Source organism: Paraburkholderia sp. J41, assembly GCF_905220235.1.
GTDB lineage: Bacteria > Pseudomonadota > Gammaproteobacteria > Burkholderiales > Burkholderiaceae > Paraburkholderia.
In genome coordinates this window covers 74,666-91,520 of record NZ_CAJMZE010000001.1, presented here as the reverse complement: position 1 = coordinate 91,520, position 16,855 = coordinate 74,666, and the positions used below count along the sequence as shown (strand labels likewise).

The following is a 16,855-nucleotide window of genomic DNA, read 5'->3' as shown; positions in this document are numbered from 1 at the left end:
GCGGCAAGGCGCCCGCGTTCAGTCGACGTTTTCGGTCTTGCCCTTGTGCTGCGCGGCAAGCCGTTCCTGATGATTCGGCGGCACGGGATCGTAGTGACTCAACTGGATGCTGTAGTTGCCGTGACCGCCCGCGAGCGAATTGAGGCGCGACTGGTAGTCGTTGAGTTCGGCGAGCGGCACCTTGCCCGCGATCACCATTGCGCGGCCCCCCATCGTGCGCGTGCCGTGAACCTGCCCGCGCCGCGCCGAGAGATCGCCGATGATGTCGCCCATCGCGCCTTCGGGCGTCGTCACCTCGATATCGACGATCGGTTCGAGCACGATGGGCTGCGCCTTGAGCACGGCGTCGATGAACGCCTTGCGCCCGGCCGTGACGAACGCGACTTCCTTCGAATCCACGGGATGACTCTTGCCGTCGAACACGATCACGCGCAGGTCCTGCATCGGAAAGCCCGCGAGCGGCCCGTTGTCGATCACCTGCAAGATGCCTTTTTCCACGGCCGGCATGAACTGCGAGGGAATCGCGCCGCCCTTCACGGCATCGACGAATTCGAAGCCCGCGCCGCGCGGCAGCGGTTCGACGCGCAGCATGACTTCGCCGAACTGGCCCGCGCCGCCGGTTTGCTTCTTGTGGCGGCAATGCCCTTCCGCCTTGCCGCCGATGGTCTCGCGCCATGCGATGGTTGGCGGGTGCGTGACCACGTCGAGCTTGTATTGATCGGTGAGCCGTTCGAGCATGTAACGCAGGTGCAATTCGCCGAGGCCGCGCACCACGGTTTCGTTTGTGCCCGCCGGATGCTCGATCGTGAGGCACGGATCTTCGGCCGCGAGCTTTTGCAGCACTTCCCACAGGCGCTGTTCGTTGCCGGGGCGCGCGGGCTCGATGGCGAGACCGTAGATGGGATTCGGAAAATCGGGCGGCGTGAGATGAATGTCGCCGTCTTCGGGCGCGTCGTGCAACACGGCGTCGAAGCCGATGTCCTCGGCCTTCGAGACGGCGCAAATGTCGCCGGGGCCCGCGCGCAGAATCTCCGCGTGATCCTTGCCTTGCAGCCGCATCAGGTGCGCCGCCTTGAACGGCTGCCGCGCGTTGCCGATATAAAGCTGACTGTCGCGCGTGACCGTGCCCTGGTGTACGCGAAACACCGCCATCTTGCCGATATACGGGTCCATCACGATCTTGAAGACGTGCGCCAGCACGTGCTTGCGCGCGTCGGGCTCGGCGCGCACGGACTCGCGCACGCCGCCGTTTTGCCGATAGAACAGCGGCGGATTGCCTTCGGTCACGTTGGGCAGCAGCCGCACGAACACGTCGAGCAGTTGCGCGATGCCCGCGCCCGTGGCCGCCGACGTGAAGCACACGGGCACGAGATGGCCTTCGCGCAGCGCGCGCTCGAACGGCGCGTGCAACTGCTCGGGCCGAATCGCCTCGCCTTGTTCGAGATACAGCTCCATCAACTCGGGATCGAGCTCGACGACTTGATCGACGAGCGCGTTGTGCGCCGCTTCCACCGAATGAAAGTCGGCGTCGCCAGCGGGATTGAAGAAGCAGTCCACCACGTCGCGGCCGCCGTGCGCGGGCAGATTGATCGGCAAACAGGTCTTGCCGAACGCTTCCTGAATCTGTTGGAGCAGCGCGGGCAGGTCGACCTTCTCGCCGTCGATGCCGTTCACGATCACGATGCGGCAAAGCTTGCGCTGCTGCGCGTAAACCATCATGCGGCTCGTGGTCATTTCAATGCCGGTGCGCGCATTGACGACAATGGCGGCCGTTTCCACGGCGGGCAGCGCGCCGATCGAAAGTCCGGCGAAGTCGGGATAACCCGGCGTGTCGAGCAGATATATTCGGGTGTCCTGATGATCGAAATGCGCGACGGCCGAACTGAGCGAATGATGGTACTTGCGTTCGAGCGGATCGAAGTCGCACAGGGCGGTGCCGCGATTCACGCTGCCCGCCGCGTGAATCGCGCCGCCTCGATGCAGCAGCGCTTCGGCGAGCGAGGTCTTGCCACAACCGGCGTGCCCGACGAGCGCGACCGTGCGGATGGCTTCGGGAGAATAGTCCATGGCCGCCGTCGTCCAGTGAGGGTGTTCGAGGCATTATTGGCGAAAAAACCGCGCTCTGCCAAACGCGCGCCGGTACATGCGGCGCGCGCGGCGCGGCATCCGCGATTCGTTGCGGCGCAATAGTCAGGAACCCTATCTTTATGCGGCGCGGTTGCCTTTAACGGTTGCGCGGGCTTATTGCAGCGCGATAAAGCCGCAGGGCCGCATCATTTGCTGATGCGCTTCATCAGCGCATTCAGGAGTTTGATCGGCAGCGGGAACACGATGGTCGAATTCTTGTCGGCGGCGATGGTGGTCAGCGTTTGCAAATAGCGCAGTTGCATCGCTTGCGGGTGCTGCGCAGCCAGCAGCCATTTTTCCGAAGCCTGCAATTCGCCTTCCGCATGAATCACCTTGGCGCGCCGCTTCGGCCTGGCGCGCGCTCGCGCGAATCATCGTCTAGTAGGCGTTTTCCGCGCGGAAGGCGGACGGCGACATGCACGAGCGCGTTGCCGCGTGCGACGCAGCAAGGCCGCTCATGACGCGCAGAGAGACTGCCGCATGCACGGCCAGCCTGTGCGGACTCGCGCCGCAGTGTTTGCGTCGGAGCGAAGAAGCGGCGACATGACGGCGCGCGGCGCCTTCGCGGCCTTGTTAGCCGTCACCGGTCGCGAATAGACGGCGAGACGACGCCGGAGGCGCCCGCGTTACCGCAGGTTTGAACCGCCATCGGGGCGCGAGGCGCAGAACAACCCGCAGCGTGGACGCCCGATACGGCATGCAAAAACAAGGCCGCGAGCCGGACTCACGCGGCCGGTAATGCCAAAACTACTGAAAACGCCTGCTTAGAACGAGCGGCGTTGAGCTTCTGCGAGCAGTTCGCAGTACTCGAGGTGACGTTCGAGCGCTTCGGCGCCCAGGCGGCGAACGTTGCTCAGAAAACGGGTCACGTGTTCAAGAATCGCTGCGCTCATGATGTTCTCGCTGATCTAGGGAATGTACCTAAGGGATAACCCTGATTATAAGGATCGCGAGACGGAATGCAAGCCCGCCGTTGCCAAATCCGCACGTGGCAAGCGTTTTCGACTTGGCGCTAATTGATCGGCAGGCTGTCGCGGCGGGGTTCTGTATCGCAATGTGTCGAGACGGCCGCCCGACATGCGCGCTTGCAAAAAGCGGCCTGCACGGAAACAAGCGTGATACACGGCGGCGTTCAAATGCTTCTCACGCAAGGTTGCTTCACAAGCCGATCCGGCCAACCCAACCCTGCGTTCATCCACCTCGATGCCAAGGAGAAACATCATGAAACTCGTTCAATCGTTCGTTGTTGCCGCTCTCGTCGCCGTGCCCGCGCTCTCGTTCGCCCAGCCGGTCCAGCCGCTGACGCGCGCCGAAGTGAAGGCCGAACTCGTGCAACTCCAGAAGGCCGGCTACAACCCCGCGGCCGACAACACGCAATATCCCGCCAACCTGCAAGCGGCGCTGGCGCGCATCGGAGCCGATAACACCGCTAACGCCGATAACACCGCGAGCGCGAACGGCGCGGCCGATGCGGCGCAAGCCTCGGGTTATGGCGGAATGGCGCAAGGTGTGTCGGCGGCGGGCGCGCGTGCGGCTTCGCACGGCCAGGACGCGGACGTCGTGGGTCTTGGCCCGATTTACGCGCATTCGTGATGGGCCGGCTGGATCGGCAGCCGCAGCCGCAACCGCAACCGCAACCGCAACCGCAACCGCAACCGCAACCGCAACCGCTAGCGCAACCGCTAGCGCATCGCCAACCCACAAGGAGAGCAGGTCATGTCAGATCCCGTCAATGTCCGTCGTCGCCGGCTGCTGGGCACCACGCTCGCGGGCCTCACGCTCGCCGACCTCGGACTCGGCAATCTCGCGCACGCGCAGTCGGGCGGCAACCCGCGCACCGGCGGCAACGCCGCGTTCGGCCCCATCCGGCAGATCGACGCGGGCGTGCTCAACGTGGGCTATGCCGAGGCGGGACCGAAGGACGGCCCGGCCGTGTTTCTGCTGCACGGCTGGCCGTACGACATTTACAGCTACGTGGAAGTCGCGCCGATGCTGGCGGCCAACGGTTATCGCGTGATCGTGCCGTATCTGCGCGGCTACGGCAGCACGCGCTTTCTCCACGCCGATACGGCGCGCAACGGCCAGCAAGCGGTCACGGCCGTGGATATCGTCGCGCTCATGGACGCGTTGAAGATCGACCAGGCCATCTTGGGCGGCTACGACTGGGGAGCGCGCACCGCCGGCATCATCGCGGCGCTGTGGCCCGAGCGCGTGAAGGCGCTGGTTTCCGTGAGCGGCTATCTGATCGGCAGCCAGGAGGCGAACCGCAAACCGCTGCCGCCGAAAGCGGAATTGCAGTGGTGGTATCAGTTTTACTTTTCGACCGAGCGCGGCGCGCAAGGTTACGCGGCCAATCGCGATGCGTTCAACAAGCTGATCTGGCGGCTCGCCTCGCCGAAGTGGGATTTCGACGATGCCACCTACGAGCGCAGCGCGGCTTCGTTCCAGAACCCCGATCACGTAGCCGTGGTGATTCACAACTATCGCTGGCGGCTGGGCCTCGCGCCAGGCGAATCGCGCTACGACGGCATCGAGCAGCGCCTCGCGAGCGCGCCGCCCATCGCGGTGCCGACCATCACGCTCGAAGGCGACGCGAACGGCGCTCCTCATCCCGATCCCGCCGCGTATGCGAAGAAGTTCACCGGCAAGTATCTGCATCGCAACGTCGGCGGCGGCATCGGCCACAATTTGCCGCAGGAAGCGCCCCAGGCGTTTGCCGAGGCGATTCTCCAAGTCACGCACCTGTGAGCGGAACGGGGCGCGCGACGCGAGGTTCGCGGCGATGGCGCGTCTGTTTCGCACTGCTCTCGATCTTCGCGACGCGCATCCTCATTCCGTCATGGCCACGCCGCAAGCGCGGACGGCATTTCCCGGCCTCGCCCCAATCTACGCGCATTCGCGATGCGTGCGCGTCCGCCGGGTGCCAACGAGGGCGTCCGGCGCGTGCCATCGCCTTTAAAACCAGCACGGAGCGCCGTCGCTCGCCTTCACCTGCGCGAATCGCGCCGGGCTCGCGGCGTCTGCCTCGTTTCCGCGTTCATGCGGCGTTTGCCGTCCTGAGCTGGAAAAATCGACCGGTTCCTTCCCGGCGCGTTCCGGCTGGGCGCGATTGACGTGATCGCGCCTGGCAAAGCGTTCGCGTGCGCAGCGTAAGTCTTGCCGTCCTCCCGTTCCTTTCTCGCGCCCGAGCTTCGAGCCGCCGCCGCTCCGCGCGTTTCTCCCGCGCCGCGCGGCGGCCTCCGAGCGGCTGAAAAGCAACTTCTTTTCGCTCGCCGGTGCCGTCAGGCAAGCGGCTTGCAATGGGCACGAAACCGTATCGCGCGGATGCATCGCGGCGGTTTCGCAAAGCCGGGTTTTCAGGCCATTGATCGGCCGCCCGGTTTTCGATTTGCCCGATGCGCCCGCGCCAATGCCCGTCAAGCCCGGCGCCAGGCACGCGAAAGCCCGGCGCGACCACCCGAACTGAAGGAGTTCCCATGATGCCGATCCAAACCAAAGCCGCCGATCCCTGGGCCATGACCATCGGCTTGCTCGGACAACTGCGCGGCGAGCGCGGCGCGCCCGGTGCGATCGGCGCGCTGGCCAAGCCGCGCAAGTCGGCGCGCCGCGCCGCGCGAACGGCCGTGGCCGGGCTCTCGGTGCGCGTGATCGAGCGCTCGACGGACACGCGCCTGACGCTCGCCTGGCGCGACCCGTCGCATTGCGCATATGGCGACCAGGAGTGGTATCTCACGCGCGCGCGCCGCTCGGGCGTGTGCGCGGTGACGGGCCGCGAAATCCGGCGCGGCGAGGCGGTGTATCGCCCGCGGCCGATGCGACCGCAGGCGCTCAACGCCGACGCGATGATTCATAGCGTCGTCTTGCAGACCGAAGAAGGCCGGCAATAAAGCAAGAACGAGGCAAAAACGACGCAAGAACGAGGCAAAAAGCGCGGCGAAAAGCGCTTCGTGCCGATGGAGCGAGCGGGCCGGACCGGTGGTTTCGCTCGTTTTTTACCGGCAGCGGGGCGGCATGGCCGCGCGCCCAGGCAAGCTTTCTGCTCAGGTGAACCATCAGGCGACCACACGCTCGACAAATCGACCAACCGACTGATAACAAGGAAAGACGGCATTGCCGCACGAACGCCCACGAACGCCCATCGGCACGTTCGTTCGCGACGGCAGCGCGAGGGAGAATGGAGATGGCACACGACGAAAGCGGATCGCCGGTCATGCGCGATTCCACCACGATTGACGACCTGTCGAATTTCGCTGACTTCTCGGACTGGCTGCACACGCAGGACGGCCGGGGCGCGCGGCGCAAGCGGCCGGGAGCGGCGACGGCGTGGCTCGTGAAAGCGTCGGCGCTATGGGCGCTCATCGAATTGCCGGTGGAATTCTGGGCCGCGCAGGGCACGACGGAACGCGCGGCGCTGCTCTTTTCTTCCGCGCTGTGGGTATCGCTTGCCTGGCTCGTGCTGCGCGGCAACGGCATTGCGCGCGGCGTACTGGTTTTTCTCTGCGCACTGGGCGTGTTGGCGGTTGCGCCCGCATTGCCGGCCGAGTACACGATGTTTCCGCTCGCCTTTTATCTCTCGCTGATCGAATGTACCTTGAAAGGCCTGCTATTCGTGGCGTTCGTGTCGCGCTACATCACCGCGGAATCGTGAGCGAAAGCCGCGAAACAACGCATTCGTGACGGTTCGATTTAAAGCGAAATCTGCATCAAGCGATTTGAAAGCCGCGGGTTCGCAGCGTGCTGAGCCGACAGTACCCTCAACCAACCCAAAGGGCATTGAACAATGAAGAAACTCATTCTCGCGCTTGCCGCATCGCTCACGTCGCTTGCTGCCGTTGCTCCGGCTTATGCGGATTACCATCACCATCGCCCGGTTTGTCACAAGGTGCGCGTGCATGGTCATTGGGAAACGCGTTGTCATTGAGTTGACACGCTGTGCGCCGGTCAATGGATTGAGCGATTAGCGCGCGCGTGCTGTAAAGGGCTCATCGAAGTCAATTCGATGAGCCCTTTTTCAATCGCGGCCTTTAATGGGCCTTTAATGCGCCTAATGCGCCTTTAATGCGCCGCGAGCTGCCGGATCACCGTTTCGAGCGGCACTTCGCCCTTGAGCGAGCTAGCCGGCGATTCGAATTCGATCCAGCCTTCGTTAAAGCCGTCCAGCATCTGCATGCGCGGCAAGGGATTGGCCATACCCTGCGCGCGGAACAATGCTTCCCAACGCTCGCGCGCCACGGCTTCCATGCGCACGGGTTGATCGAGCGCCTGCGCGAAAGCGGCGCCTATCTCGTCGGGCGTGACGCGGCGCGGGCCTTCGAGTTCGACGACGCGCGCGCCTTGCCACGTTTCGCGCAGCAGGTTCGCGGCGACGCGCCCGATATCCTCGGTCGCGACCATCGGCACCGGCTTGTCGAGCGGCTGCAAAAAGCTCGGAATCACGCCCGCCGTGCGCGCGGGTTCGACGTCCCATGCGGAATTTTCGAAGAACCACGCGGCGCGCAGGAAGGCCACGGGCATCGGCAACGCGCGCAGCGCCGCTTCCATGAGCCCGAGCTGGTTGAGCAGATTCGGCTGCGCGGCCTGGGCGCCAATCGTGGAGAGCGCGACCACGCGTTGCGGCCGCGCCGCGCCCAGCGCGTCGCGCAGCGCGGCGATGTTGCGCTTCGACTCGGCGAAGTCGGGCGACGGATCGAACACCGGCGGCAACAGCACGAACACGCCGCTCGCGCCTTCGAAGGCGCAGCGCAGCGCGGCCGCGTCGTGCATTTGCGCCAGCGCGATCTCGCAGCCGCGCGCGGCCCACGGCGCGCCTTTTTCGGCGCTGCGCACGACGGCGCGCACCGGTTGACCCTGCGCGACGAGGCGCTGCGCCACCACGCCGCCGACCTGACCGGTAATTCCCGTCACTGCAAACATATTCGTGCTCCCGTTCGAATGAATGAACTCGCGTTCGACGGGGTCGATTGTGGCGGCGGGCGATGCGTTACGCCATGACATGAGTATCATGGCAGTCATGACGCGATGGCATGAATCGCGTCACCGGCGATTTCAGGAAACCCGTATGTCTTTCGACGAACGCATTCTCAACGGCATGGGCGTGATGACGGCCATTGTCGACAGCGGCAGCTTCGCCGGCGCGGCGGAGCGGCTCGACATGTCGCAATCGGGCGTGAGCCGCTCGGTCGCGCGCCTGGAGGCGCGGCTCGGCATCCGGCTGTTCGATCGCACCACGCGCACGATCACGCTCACCGACGAAGGGCGGCGGCTGTACGAGCAGGTCGTGCCGCTGCTCGACGGGCTGGAGGAAGCGGCCGCTTCGGCGGCAGGCGGCGCGACGGCCGTGCGCGGCCGCCTGCGCGTGAATGTCGATCCGTTCTTTTCGAAGATCGTCCTGAGCCCGCGCATCGGCCAGTTCATCGAGCGTTATCCCGATCTGCAACTCGACTTGATGACGCGCGACCAGCTTGGCGACATGGTGGCCGACGGCTTCGATCTCGCCGTGCGTTTCGGCGTGCCGCGCGCGTCCACGCTCATCGCGCGCAAGCTGCTCGAAACGCGCATCGTCACGGCGGCGTCGCCCGGCTATCTGAAGAAGCACGGACGCCCGCTCAAGCCCGCCGATCTCGAACGCGAGCCGCATCAATGCATCCACTATCGCGACCCGGAAACGGCGCGGCCGTTTTCGTGGGAATTCCACCGGCCGCGCAAGAAGATCGCGATCGAGGCGCGCGGGCGGTTGATGGTGAACGACGTTTCGACGATGCACGGCGCGTGTCTCGCGGGCCACGGCATCGCGCAGATCATGGCGCTCGGCACGCAGCCCTTGTTCGAAAGCGGTCGCCTTGTCGATCTCTTTCCCGATTGGCCCGACGAGCGCTTTCCGCTGTACGCGCTTTATCCTTCGCGGCGCCATCCGTCAGCGAAGGTGCGTGCGTTTCTCGACTTCATCGTGAAGATCACGGGCGCGTCGCTCGACGACACGCCCTGGTATTGACGCGTTACTTGCCGTTGCGCTCGCGCGCCTGTTCGGCGAGCGCCTTGTAATCGTAGGTCGGATAAAACTCCGTGCGATAGCCGCCCCACGCGGTTTCCTCGATGGCGCGATTCACTTCGCGCAAGCGGCCGGCGGGCACGCGCAGCGTGACCACCTGACCGACGCCCATCATTACGTACCACGAAACAACTTCCACGCCCGGCGGCGGAAACGCCTTGTAAAAGCCTTGTTCCGCGAGTTGCTGATTGATCTTGGGCAGCGGCTTGGACTCGTCGTGCTTGAGGAAGATCGTCAGCAAGAAGGTGCCGTCGCCGGCGGGCGTGGCCGCGGGGGCATCGGGCGGCGCGGTTTGCGCGGCGGCGGAAAACGGGACGAAGGCGGTTAGCGCTACGGCGGCCGCGGCGGCGGCGATCCATCGGCGTGACATCGGCATGGGCTTTCTCCTGAAGCAAGACGGCATGAAGGGAAACGACTGCGAACGAACCGGCGGGCTGCGTGCATCATGCCATTGGCGCCCGACACGCGCTTGAGCGCGCTTGGCCTGTGCGCGGCCTGTGCGCGGCAATGCGCGAAGTTCCGGGTGGCCATTCATTCGCCAGTTAAAACGCCTTGCGCGTCGTCGACCTGACTCGAAACGGGTAATGAAAACGTAAGAAAAACGCCGCGTCGTAAATCGCACTTTCCGATCGCGCGAGCACCGCCTAGTCTTTAAACACATGACACGGACGGGCACGCCGGGGCTTGGGGCGCCGGCGCGCGACGCCGATCTCGGAGGAGACACCGATGGAGCTGGAAACACGCACCATGGCGCGCGTGACGGCGAGGCTCGTGCCGTTCCTGATGATCTGTTATTTCGTGGCGTATCTCGACCGGGTCAACGTCGGTTTTGCCGCGCTGCAAATGAACAAGGCGCTCGATCTTTCCGCGAGCGCGTTCGGCTTTGGCGCCGGCATCTTCTTCATCGCCTACTTTTTCTTCGAAGTGCCTTCCAATCTTCTGCTCGAACGCTTTGGCGCGCGGCGCTGGATCGCACGCATCATGTTCACGTGGGGCATTATCGCGGGCGCCATGGCGTTCATTCCGCATATCGCGAGCTACACGGGCATGTCCAACGCGCACGTGTTCTACGTGCTGCGCATCTTGCTGGGCATTGCCGAAGCGGGATTTTTCCCCGGCATCATTTTCCTGCTCACCATCTGGTTTCCCGCCAAATATCGCGCGCGCGTGGTCGGCTATTTCATGGCGGCCATTCCGTTATCGACGGTGATCGGCGGCCCCATTTCGGGTTCGCTGCTTTCGCTCGACGGGCACGGCGGCCTCGCGGGCTGGCAGTGGGTTTATCTGATCGAGGCAGCGCCCGCGCTGCTGCTTTCGCTGGGCGTGCTGTTCTATCTGACCGATAAACCCATCGACGCTGCGTGGCTCGCCCAGGACGAACGCGATTGGCTCGTCGCGCGCCAGGCGCAGGAGCGCAAGCATCGCGAGGCGGTGCATACGTTCAGTGTGATCGAGGCGCTCATCAATCCGCGCGTGCTCGCGGTCGCGCTCATCTATTTCGGTGCGAATGCCACCAATTACGGCTTGAGCTTCTTTCTGCCGCAGATCGTCAAGGCGTTCGGCCTCACGAACCTGCAAACGGGCTTCGTGACTTCGCTGCCCTATGCCGTGGGCGTGGTGTCGATGATTTTTTGGGGACGCCACTCCGACCGCCGGCTCGAACGCAAGCGCCATGTGGCTTTCGCGCTGGTGGTCGCGGCGGCGGGCATCGCGGCGGCGGCGGGGCTCGACAGTCCGGTGCTGAAAATGCTCGCGCTCTCGATTGCGGGCTTCGGCATCTTCGGGTGCCTGCCCGTGATCTGGACACTGCCTGCCGCATTCCTTTCCGGCGCGGCGGCGGCGGGCGGCATCGCGGCCGTCAATTCGCTCGGTAATCTCGCGGGCTTTTTCGGGCCCTATGCGATGGGCTGGATCAAGGACAGCACGGGCGGCTTCGGCGCGGGGCTGTTGTGTCTCGCGGGCGCGGGGCTCGTGGGCGCGGGCGCCGCGCTCATCCTGCATCACAACCCGGCGCTCGAAACGCTCGACGACGCCTCGCAGCCCCACACGCACGACGACGGCGAAGTCGTGAGGCCGTGAACGACCGGGCGCGTGAAGATCGCGATTGGCGCTGATTGGCGCTTCGTGAAGCCGGCGTGAATCGGCTTCGGCTTCGGACTTCGGTTTCATCCCGAACGCGCACCTGCATCCGCACGAAACGACGCGGCCGGGACCGGCGTTCTGACGCCGGCGCGCGGCCGCGTTCAAGGCGTTGCCGAGGCGCGGCGCAAGCGCAGCGTCACCTTCTCATGAGGCCCATCACGAGCGTGACGAGGAAAATCACGAGGAAGATGAAGAACAGCACTTTGGCGATGCTGGCGGCGCCCGCCGCAATACCGCCAAAGCCCAGTGCAGCGGCAATGATCGCGATGATGAAAAAGACCAACGCGTAGTAGAGCATGATGGACCTCCGTCTATGTGGGGACGTACCGTGCAACCGGCGCGCATTCGCGGCGCGTTCAGCGCGCGTGAGTGGCGGTGCGCAAGCGACGTGCCGCATTTCCGGTGCTCCGCGCCAGGTAAGAAATGCTGAATTGCGCTGCGCACCGGCCAAATCCGCGAAATAACTGGCCTTTCCGCGCTATTCGGCTTTTTGCACGCTGTGCAACGCGGGCATAATGCGTATGGAGCAGTAAGAATAAAGAGGGTCGAGATCGCAATGACAACCTGGCGCGATCTTAATCAGCACTCGATCATTTCGCCCGATAAAACTGACTGAGTTAAGTCGAGTTGGATCGGGCTCAAGCGATTGCGCAAACGATATCCCAGCCACGAGCGCGCCATGCGTTCGCCTGTCTCCAATCCCTTCGTGTGTTTTTCGGGCGCGCGCTTCGCGTCCGTTCAGGAATTGATTGATGAAACCGGCAAGGAATTCATTGTGGTCGCGGATTGGCCGCTATGTGGCATTCGGCGTGACGGCGACCGCGTTCGCGGCGACGGTCAGTTTTTTCTACTGGCGGCACGAGGCGCGTATTGCGCAAACGCCGCCCGCGTTGACGGGCATCGCGCATGAGATGCGGCACGACGCGGCATTGTGGACGCACCGTGAGAAAGACGCTTCCGAAATGCTGCGCGATATTCACGCGCACGATGTTGCCGCGATCGGCGTGAGCCGCGACGCCATTCTCGTCTCCACGCTCGAAGGCGAGAAGTATTACGTGGCCGACCACAACGGCACGTTCTCGAATGCGCTTTTGCTCGGCGACCTGAAGCCGGGCGCGAACACGCCGTATCAACTCGTCTGGCTGCCCGACGCGCAGGTCAGCACGGGCGCCGCGCGCTGGTCCGAAGCGTTCGACCGTCTGCGCGACATCATCAGCTTGATGCTGCCCATTTTGCTGCTGGGCGGCGTGGCGTGGTTCATGCGCCGCGAAATGACGGGCGGCGCGCGTTTGCTGAGCAAGACGCCCACGCTGCGTTTCGACGACGTGATCGGCGCGGGCGAGGCGAAGGCCGCGCTCGCCGACGTGCGCGCGTGGCTCACCGAGCCCGCGCAATTCACGGGCATGGGCGTGCGTGCGCCGTGCGGCATTCTCATGACGGGCGGGCCGGGCGTCGGCAAGACGCGGCTCGCGCAGGCGCTCGCGGGCGAATGCGGCGCCAATTTCATCGCGATTACAGGCAGCTATTTCAGCGCCAAGTATTACGGCGTGGGCATTCAGAAGGTCAAGCATCTGTTCGAACTCGCGCGCAAGAACGCGCCCACGGTCATCTTCATCGACGAAGCCGACGGCCTCGGCAAACGCACGGATACGGGCGGCGGTCCCGTCGAAGCGGAAAGCAATCGCATCATCAATCAACTGCTCGCGGAGATGGACGGGTTCGCCTCGAACGAAGGCGTCATCATCGTCGCGGCCACCAATCACCCCGACAATCTCGACGAAGCGCTGCGCCGTCCGGGGCGCTTCGACCGCACGGTGCCGGTGCGTTTGCCCGACGTGGAGGACCGCGCGGAAATCCTGCGCTTTTACGCGGCAAAACTGAAAACGAATGCCGACGAAATCGACTTCGATCAGCTCGCGCGTTTGACTACAGGTCTTTCGCCGGCCACGCTTTCGATGATCGTGAATCAGGCCGGTCTCGTCGCGCGCAAGGCGGGCGCGAAGGCCGTAGGCGCAAGCCACTTTCTCGAAGCGATCAAGATCGCGCGCATCGGCGACATCAACGGCGCGGAGCGCGCGCTCTCCGACGACGAGCGCACGCGCATTGCGATTCACGAAGCGGGGCACGGTCTCGTCGCGGCGCTGCTCGACACGGGCGTGCTCGAGGAAGTGACGATCCTGCCGCGCGGCGGCGCGCTGGGCGTGGCGCTCATCACCAAGCGGCAGGACAAGTACCTGTACCGCGAAACCGAAATGCGCAACGAGATCCAGGTGCTGTTGGGCGGGCGCAATGCCGAGCTGTTGATGTTCCATGAAGCGTCGAGCGGCGCGGCCTCCGACTTGCAGGAAGCCTCGCGCATCAGCCTCGACATGGTGTCGAAGCACGGCTTCAACGCGGACGGCAATCTGTTCAGTCTCGCCGCGCTGCCGCAGCAATACGCGGGACTGCAATTGAAGAACGCGATCGAGCACGCGAACCTCTTGCTGCACGATCTCAACGACGCGTGCTTCGCGTTGCTGCGCGCGAACGAACCGGTGCTGCGCGCGATTGCCGATCAATTGCTCGAAGCGGAAACGGTGCCCGGCGAAACGGTGTACCGGCTGATTCGCGAGCACGCCGAAGCGAGGGAGCGCGCGCAGTCGCCGGTCATTTCGCAAGCCGCGGCATAGTGTTTTCATCGCGCGTTCGCGCGGTGTTTCGCAAGGGCGTTCGCCGCCGCCCGACGCCGATACGGTGAGCTAACCGTTCGATCGCGCGCATTCGCGCGCGCGTCCGCCGCACTGTCGCCGCAACTTCGCTACCATCACGAAGTCATGAAGAAGCCGCGCCGCCGCGTCACGCGGCCGCGCGCAGCAGCGATTGGGTGTTTCATGTCCAGACGAATCTTGCTTGTCGACGACGATCGCGACATCACCGACGCCGTTGCGATGCTGCTCGAACTCGAAGGCCACGAAGTGCGCAGCGCCACGAACGGCGAGGGCGCATTGCAGGCGATCCGGTCGTTCGCGCCCGACGTGGCGTTCCTCGACTGGAAGCTGCCCGACATGAGCGGCGCGCAACTGCTCGCGCGGCTCAAGGCGCAGCCGGGCACGGCGCACACGCGCTTCGTCCTGCTTTCCGGCTTTGTCGACCCCGAGGCGATGCGCGGCGAAACCGCCGCCGCGCCGCAAGCGCGCTTCGACAAAACGCTGACGAAACCCGCGACGATCGAGGACCTGCTGGCCTGTCTGTAACGGCGAGACGGGAACGACGTTTGCTACCTTGGCTCAGTTGCGCAAATTGCGCAAGCCGCGTCCTCCAGCGCGAGCCGCAGCTTCGCGCGCCGTGCCTCGTACCAATGTGTTCGCCATGAGTTCGACCGAATTGACGCCCCATCACGTGCAATGTCCCGGCTGGCAGGGCGAAATGGCGCAGCGCATCGCCGCGTTCGACTGGAGCGGCACGTCGCTCGGCCCTCGCGAAAAATGGTCGGCGAGTCTCGTGGCGGCCGTGCAGCTTCTGCTTGCTTCGCCTTCGCCGCTCGTGATGCTCTGGGGCCAGGAAGGCTCGATGATCTACAACGACGCCTATGCCGTGTTCGCGGGCGGGCGCCATCCGTTCCTGCTCGGCAAGCCGGTGGAAGTGGGCTGGCCCGAAGTGGCGTCGTTCAACCGGCACGTGGTGGACACGTGCCTCGCGGGCGGCACGCTCACGTTCAAGGACAAGGAACTCGTGCTTTATCGCGAGGGCTGCGCCGAAGACGTGTGGTTGGACCTGAGCTACAGCCCCGTGATCGAGGACGACGGGCGGCCCGCGGGCGTGATCGCCATCGTCTTCGAAACGACGGAAAAGATTCTCGCCGAACGAAGCCGTCAGCAGGCCGAGGAAGCGCTGCTGCAACTGACGCAGACGCTCGAACATCGCGTGGCGGAGGAAGTCACGGCGCGCGTTTCGATGGAGGAGCGGCTGCGCCAGGCGCAAAAGCTCGAAGCGATCGGCAGCCTCACGGGCGGCGTGGCGCACGACTTCAACAACGTGCTGCAAGTGATTTCCGCGAACCTGCAACTCATCGAACTCGCGACGCGCGGCAACGACGTGCTGCAACGTCGCGTGACGGCGGCCGGCAACGCGGTGGCGCGCGGCGCGAAGCTCGCCTCGCAACTGCTCGCGTTCGCGCGGCGCCAGCCGCTCGCGCCCGCCGTGCTTCAGCCCGCGGAACTCGTGGAAGGCATGAGCGAAATGCTGCGCCGGACGCTGCCCGAAACCATCGACCTCGATATCGCGCCGCGCCGCGACGCGTGGAATATCTGCGCCGACCGCAATCAGCTCGAAAGCGCGCTGCTCAATCTCGTGATCAATTCGCGCGACGCGATTCCGGCCGCCGGTTCGATCGCCGTGCGCATCGACAATGTCGACGCGGCGCGGGACGCGCGCGCGCTGCGGGCGTGCGTACCCGCCGGCGAGTACGTGCGGCTTTCGGTGACGGACACCGGCAGCGGCATGCCCGAGCATGTGCGCTCGCGCGTGTTCGAGCCGTTCTTCACGACCAAGGCCGAAGGCAAGGGCACGGGCCTCGGCTTGAGCATGGTGTTCGGCTTCGTGTCGCAAAGCGCGGGTTTCGTCGACATTCGAAGCACGGAAGGCGAGGGCACCGCCGTCGACCTGTATTTTCCGCGCAGCCACGCCGCCGAGCCGCGCGCGCCGCAGCCGTCCGCGCCGCAGCAGAGCCGCGGCGGCGAAACCATTCTCGTGGCCGAGGACGATGCCGACGTGCGCATCGCCGCCATCGAAATGCTCGCGCAGCTCGGCTACAAGGTGCTTTCCGCGCCGGACGGCGACGCGGCGCTCGCCATCGTGCAGAGCGGCGAGCACATCGACCTGCTGTTCACCGACGTGGTGATGCCGGGCACCGTGCGCAGCAGCGAACTCGCACGCATCGCGGGCGGGCCGCCGCACAACGCGCGCGTGCTGTTCGCCTCGGGCTACACGCGCGACATCATCTTCCACGACGGCAAGCTCGACGAAGGCGTGGCGCTTATCGGCAAGCCCTATCGGCTCGACGATCTCGCCGGCGCCGTGCGCGATGCGCTCGAAGCGGGGCGTGCGGGCGGGCGCGCATCGGATGCGGTTGATGCGTCGGATGCGGTTGATGCACCGGATGCGGTTGAGGCGTCGGATGCGGTTGACGCGTCGAATGCGATTGATGCGTCGAATGCATCGGATGCGGTTGATGCGCCGGATGCGGTTGATGCGCCGAATGCACCGAATGCGCCGGATACGCTCATGCCTGTAGCCGCGTCGGCGCGCGTGTCGCGCTGATTTCGGTAGCGGCTTCGCGCGCGTCTCCGCGCCGGCGTTCGTGACCCGGCCAAATCCCGCGCGCCTTCCATCAATATCGGCGTTTTCCCGCGTATGACCGCCCGCGACGGCTCGCGCACCCCGCGCGCATCCCGCGCGCACGTCGCCGCGCGGCCGCCGAACCCGCCCCGCAAACGCTTGCCCCGCACCGCTTCGGAGCGGCAGGCATGCTCCCGCATCCGTCCACGCGCGAGTGCTTGC

The 16,855-nt window shown here is 65.1% G+C and carries 15 protein-coding genes and 1 pseudogene; 10 read left to right on the top strand and 6 right to left on the bottom strand.

All coding sequences use genetic code 11. The features are described 5' to 3' along the window. Positions 1-18: 18 nt before the first annotated feature. The 3 genes and pseudogenes from fusA to U5805_RS00395 all read right to left on the bottom strand — a co-directional run bounded on the left by fusA (position 19) and on the right by U5805_RS00395 (position 3,020). A complete protein-coding gene (gene fusA, locus U5805_RS00405) occupies positions 19-2,067 on the bottom strand; it encodes an elongation factor G (protein WP_322101448.1) in 2,049 nt (682 codons plus the stop codon). A 206-nt stretch (positions 2,068-2,273) separates the two neighbouring features. Next, positions 2,274-2,505: pseudogene (locus U5805_RS00400) on the bottom strand (slipin family protein); the annotation flags it as partial. A gap of 386 nt (positions 2,506-2,891) precedes the next feature. Next, positions 2,892-3,020 carry a hypothetical protein gene (locus U5805_RS00395; protein WP_322101447.1) on the bottom strand — a complete coding sequence of 43 codons (129 nt, stop codon included), beginning with the start codon at positions 3,018-3,020 and terminating at the stop codon, positions 2,892-2,894. A gap of 328 nt (positions 3,021-3,348) precedes the next feature. Between U5805_RS00395 and U5805_RS00390 the strand changes: the two genes are divergently transcribed. The 5 genes from U5805_RS00390 (at position 3,349) to U5805_RS00370 (ending at position 7,048) form a co-directional block, all read left to right on the top strand. Further along, positions 3,349-3,720 (top strand): DUF4148 domain-containing protein, encoded by a 372-nt coding sequence (locus tag U5805_RS00390; protein WP_322101446.1) that lies wholly within the window; start codon positions 3,349-3,351, stop codon positions 3,718-3,720. A gap of 123 nt (positions 3,721-3,843) precedes the next feature. Further along, positions 3,844-4,875, top strand: a complete 1,032-nt coding sequence (locus U5805_RS00385; RefSeq protein ID WP_322101445.1) for an alpha/beta hydrolase — start codon at positions 3,844-3,846, stop codon at positions 4,873-4,875. 728 nt (positions 4,876-5,603) lie between these two features. Then, positions 5,604-6,014 (top strand): DUF3331 domain-containing protein, encoded by a 411-nt coding sequence (locus U5805_RS00380; protein WP_322101444.1) that lies wholly within the window; start codon positions 5,604-5,606, stop codon positions 6,012-6,014. Between the two features lie 293 nt (positions 6,015-6,307). Next, the gene (locus tag U5805_RS00375) at positions 6,308-6,775 is read left to right on the top strand and encodes a hypothetical protein (RefSeq protein WP_322101443.1); all 468 of its coding nucleotides are present in this window, start codon (positions 6,308-6,310) and stop codon (positions 6,773-6,775) included. Between the two features lie 132 nt (positions 6,776-6,907). After that, entirely contained in the window at positions 6,908-7,048 is a 141-nt protein-coding gene (locus U5805_RS00370; RefSeq protein WP_322101442.1) for a hypothetical protein, read from the top strand. A 134-nt stretch (positions 7,049-7,182) separates the two neighbouring features. Here U5805_RS00370 and U5805_RS00365 read toward each other — a convergent pair whose 3' ends face one another. Further along, the gene (locus U5805_RS00365; protein ID WP_322101441.1) at positions 7,183-8,040 is read right to left on the bottom strand and encodes an NmrA family NAD(P)-binding protein; all 858 of its coding nucleotides are present in this window, start codon (positions 8,038-8,040) and stop codon (positions 7,183-7,185) included. Positions 8,041-8,185: 145 nt separating this feature from the next. Here U5805_RS00365 and U5805_RS00360 point away from each other — a divergent pair, with 145 nt between their 5' ends. Beyond that, the gene (locus U5805_RS00360; RefSeq protein ID WP_322101440.1) at positions 8,186-9,118 is read left to right on the top strand and encodes a LysR family transcriptional regulator; all 933 of its coding nucleotides are present in this window, start codon (positions 8,186-8,188) and stop codon (positions 9,116-9,118) included. A gap of 4 nt (positions 9,119-9,122) precedes the next feature. On the opposite strand, the gene U5805_RS00355 is transcribed toward U5805_RS00360, so the two are convergent. Continuing rightward, positions 9,123-9,551 carry a hypothetical protein gene (locus U5805_RS00355; protein WP_322101439.1) on the bottom strand — a complete coding sequence of 143 codons (429 nt, stop codon included), beginning with the start codon at positions 9,549-9,551 and terminating at the stop codon, positions 9,123-9,125. A gap of 350 nt (positions 9,552-9,901) precedes the next feature. Between U5805_RS00355 and U5805_RS00350 the strand changes: the two genes are divergently transcribed. Continuing rightward, on the top strand, positions 9,902-11,254 hold the full coding sequence (locus U5805_RS00350; protein ID WP_322101438.1) for an MFS transporter: 1,353 nt from the start codon (positions 9,902-9,904) through the stop codon (positions 11,252-11,254). 199 nt (positions 11,255-11,453) lie between these two features. Here the strand turns inward: U5805_RS00350 and U5805_RS00345 are convergent, their stop codons facing one another. Next, a complete protein-coding gene (locus U5805_RS00345) occupies positions 11,454-11,615 on the bottom strand; it encodes a DUF1328 family protein (protein WP_322101437.1) in 162 nt (53 codons plus the stop codon). 454 nt (positions 11,616-12,069) lie between these two features. Between U5805_RS00345 and U5805_RS00340 the strand changes: the two genes are divergently transcribed. From U5805_RS00340 to U5805_RS00330, 3 genes are all read left to right on the top strand, one after another. Then, a complete protein-coding gene (locus U5805_RS00340; RefSeq protein ID WP_322101436.1) occupies positions 12,070-13,986 on the top strand; it encodes an AAA family ATPase in 1,917 nt (638 codons plus the stop codon). Between the two features lie 201 nt (positions 13,987-14,187). Next, complete coding sequence (locus U5805_RS00335; RefSeq protein ID WP_322101435.1) at positions 14,188-14,550, top strand: response regulator; 363 nt, start codon at positions 14,188-14,190, stop codon at positions 14,548-14,550. Positions 14,551-14,665: 115 nt separating this feature from the next. Next, positions 14,666-16,615, top strand: coding sequence for an ATP-binding protein (locus U5805_RS00330; protein ID WP_322101434.1), 1,950 nt, complete (start codon positions 14,666-14,668; stop codon positions 16,613-16,615). The last annotated feature ends 240 nt before the right edge of the window (positions 16,616-16,855 follow it).

Excerpts from the sequence above, each read along its gene's own strand:
- U5805_RS00385 (WP_322101445.1), top strand. The coding sequence starts at position 3,844 with ATGTCAGATCCCGTCAATGTCCGTCGTCGCCGGCTGCTGGGCACCACG.
- U5805_RS00395 (WP_322101447.1), bottom strand. The coding sequence starts at position 3,020 with ATGAGCGCAGCGATTCTTGAACACGTGACCCGTTTTCTGAGCAACGTT.
- U5805_RS00350 (WP_322101438.1), top strand. The coding sequence starts at position 9,902 with ATGGAGCTGGAAACACGCACCATGGCGCGCGTGACGGCGAGGCTCGTG.
- U5805_RS00355 (WP_322101439.1), bottom strand. The coding sequence starts at position 9,551 with ATGCCGATGTCACGCCGATGGATCGCCGCCGCCGCGGCCGCCGTAGCG.
- U5805_RS00335 (WP_322101435.1), top strand. The coding sequence starts at position 14,188 with ATGTCCAGACGAATCTTGCTTGTCGACGACGATCGCGACATCACCGAC.
- U5805_RS00375 (WP_322101443.1), top strand. The coding sequence starts at position 6,308 with ATGGCACACGACGAAAGCGGATCGCCGGTCATGCGCGATTCCACCACG.
- U5805_RS00330 (WP_322101434.1), top strand. The coding sequence starts at position 14,666 with ATGAGTTCGACCGAATTGACGCCCCATCACGTGCAATGTCCCGGCTGG.
- U5805_RS00340 (WP_322101436.1), top strand. The coding sequence starts at position 12,070 with ATGAAACCGGCAAGGAATTCATTGTGGTCGCGGATTGGCCGCTATGTG.
- U5805_RS00390 (WP_322101446.1), top strand. The coding sequence starts at position 3,349 with ATGAAACTCGTTCAATCGTTCGTTGTTGCCGCTCTCGTCGCCGTGCCC.
- U5805_RS00370 (WP_322101442.1), top strand. The coding sequence starts at position 6,908 with ATGAAGAAACTCATTCTCGCGCTTGCCGCATCGCTCACGTCGCTTGCT.
- U5805_RS00365 (WP_322101441.1), bottom strand. The coding sequence starts at position 8,040 with ATGTTTGCAGTGACGGGAATTACCGGTCAGGTCGGCGGCGTGGTGGCG.
- fusA (WP_322101448.1), bottom strand. The coding sequence starts at position 2,067 with ATGGACTATTCTCCCGAAGCCATCCGCACGGTCGCGCTCGTCGGGCAC.
- U5805_RS00360 (WP_322101440.1), top strand. The coding sequence starts at position 8,186 with ATGTCTTTCGACGAACGCATTCTCAACGGCATGGGCGTGATGACGGCC.
- U5805_RS00380 (WP_322101444.1), top strand. The coding sequence starts at position 5,604 with ATGATGCCGATCCAAACCAAAGCCGCCGATCCCTGGGCCATGACCATC.
- U5805_RS00345 (WP_322101437.1), bottom strand. The coding sequence starts at position 11,615 with ATGCTCTACTACGCGTTGGTCTTTTTCATCATCGCGATCATTGCCGCT.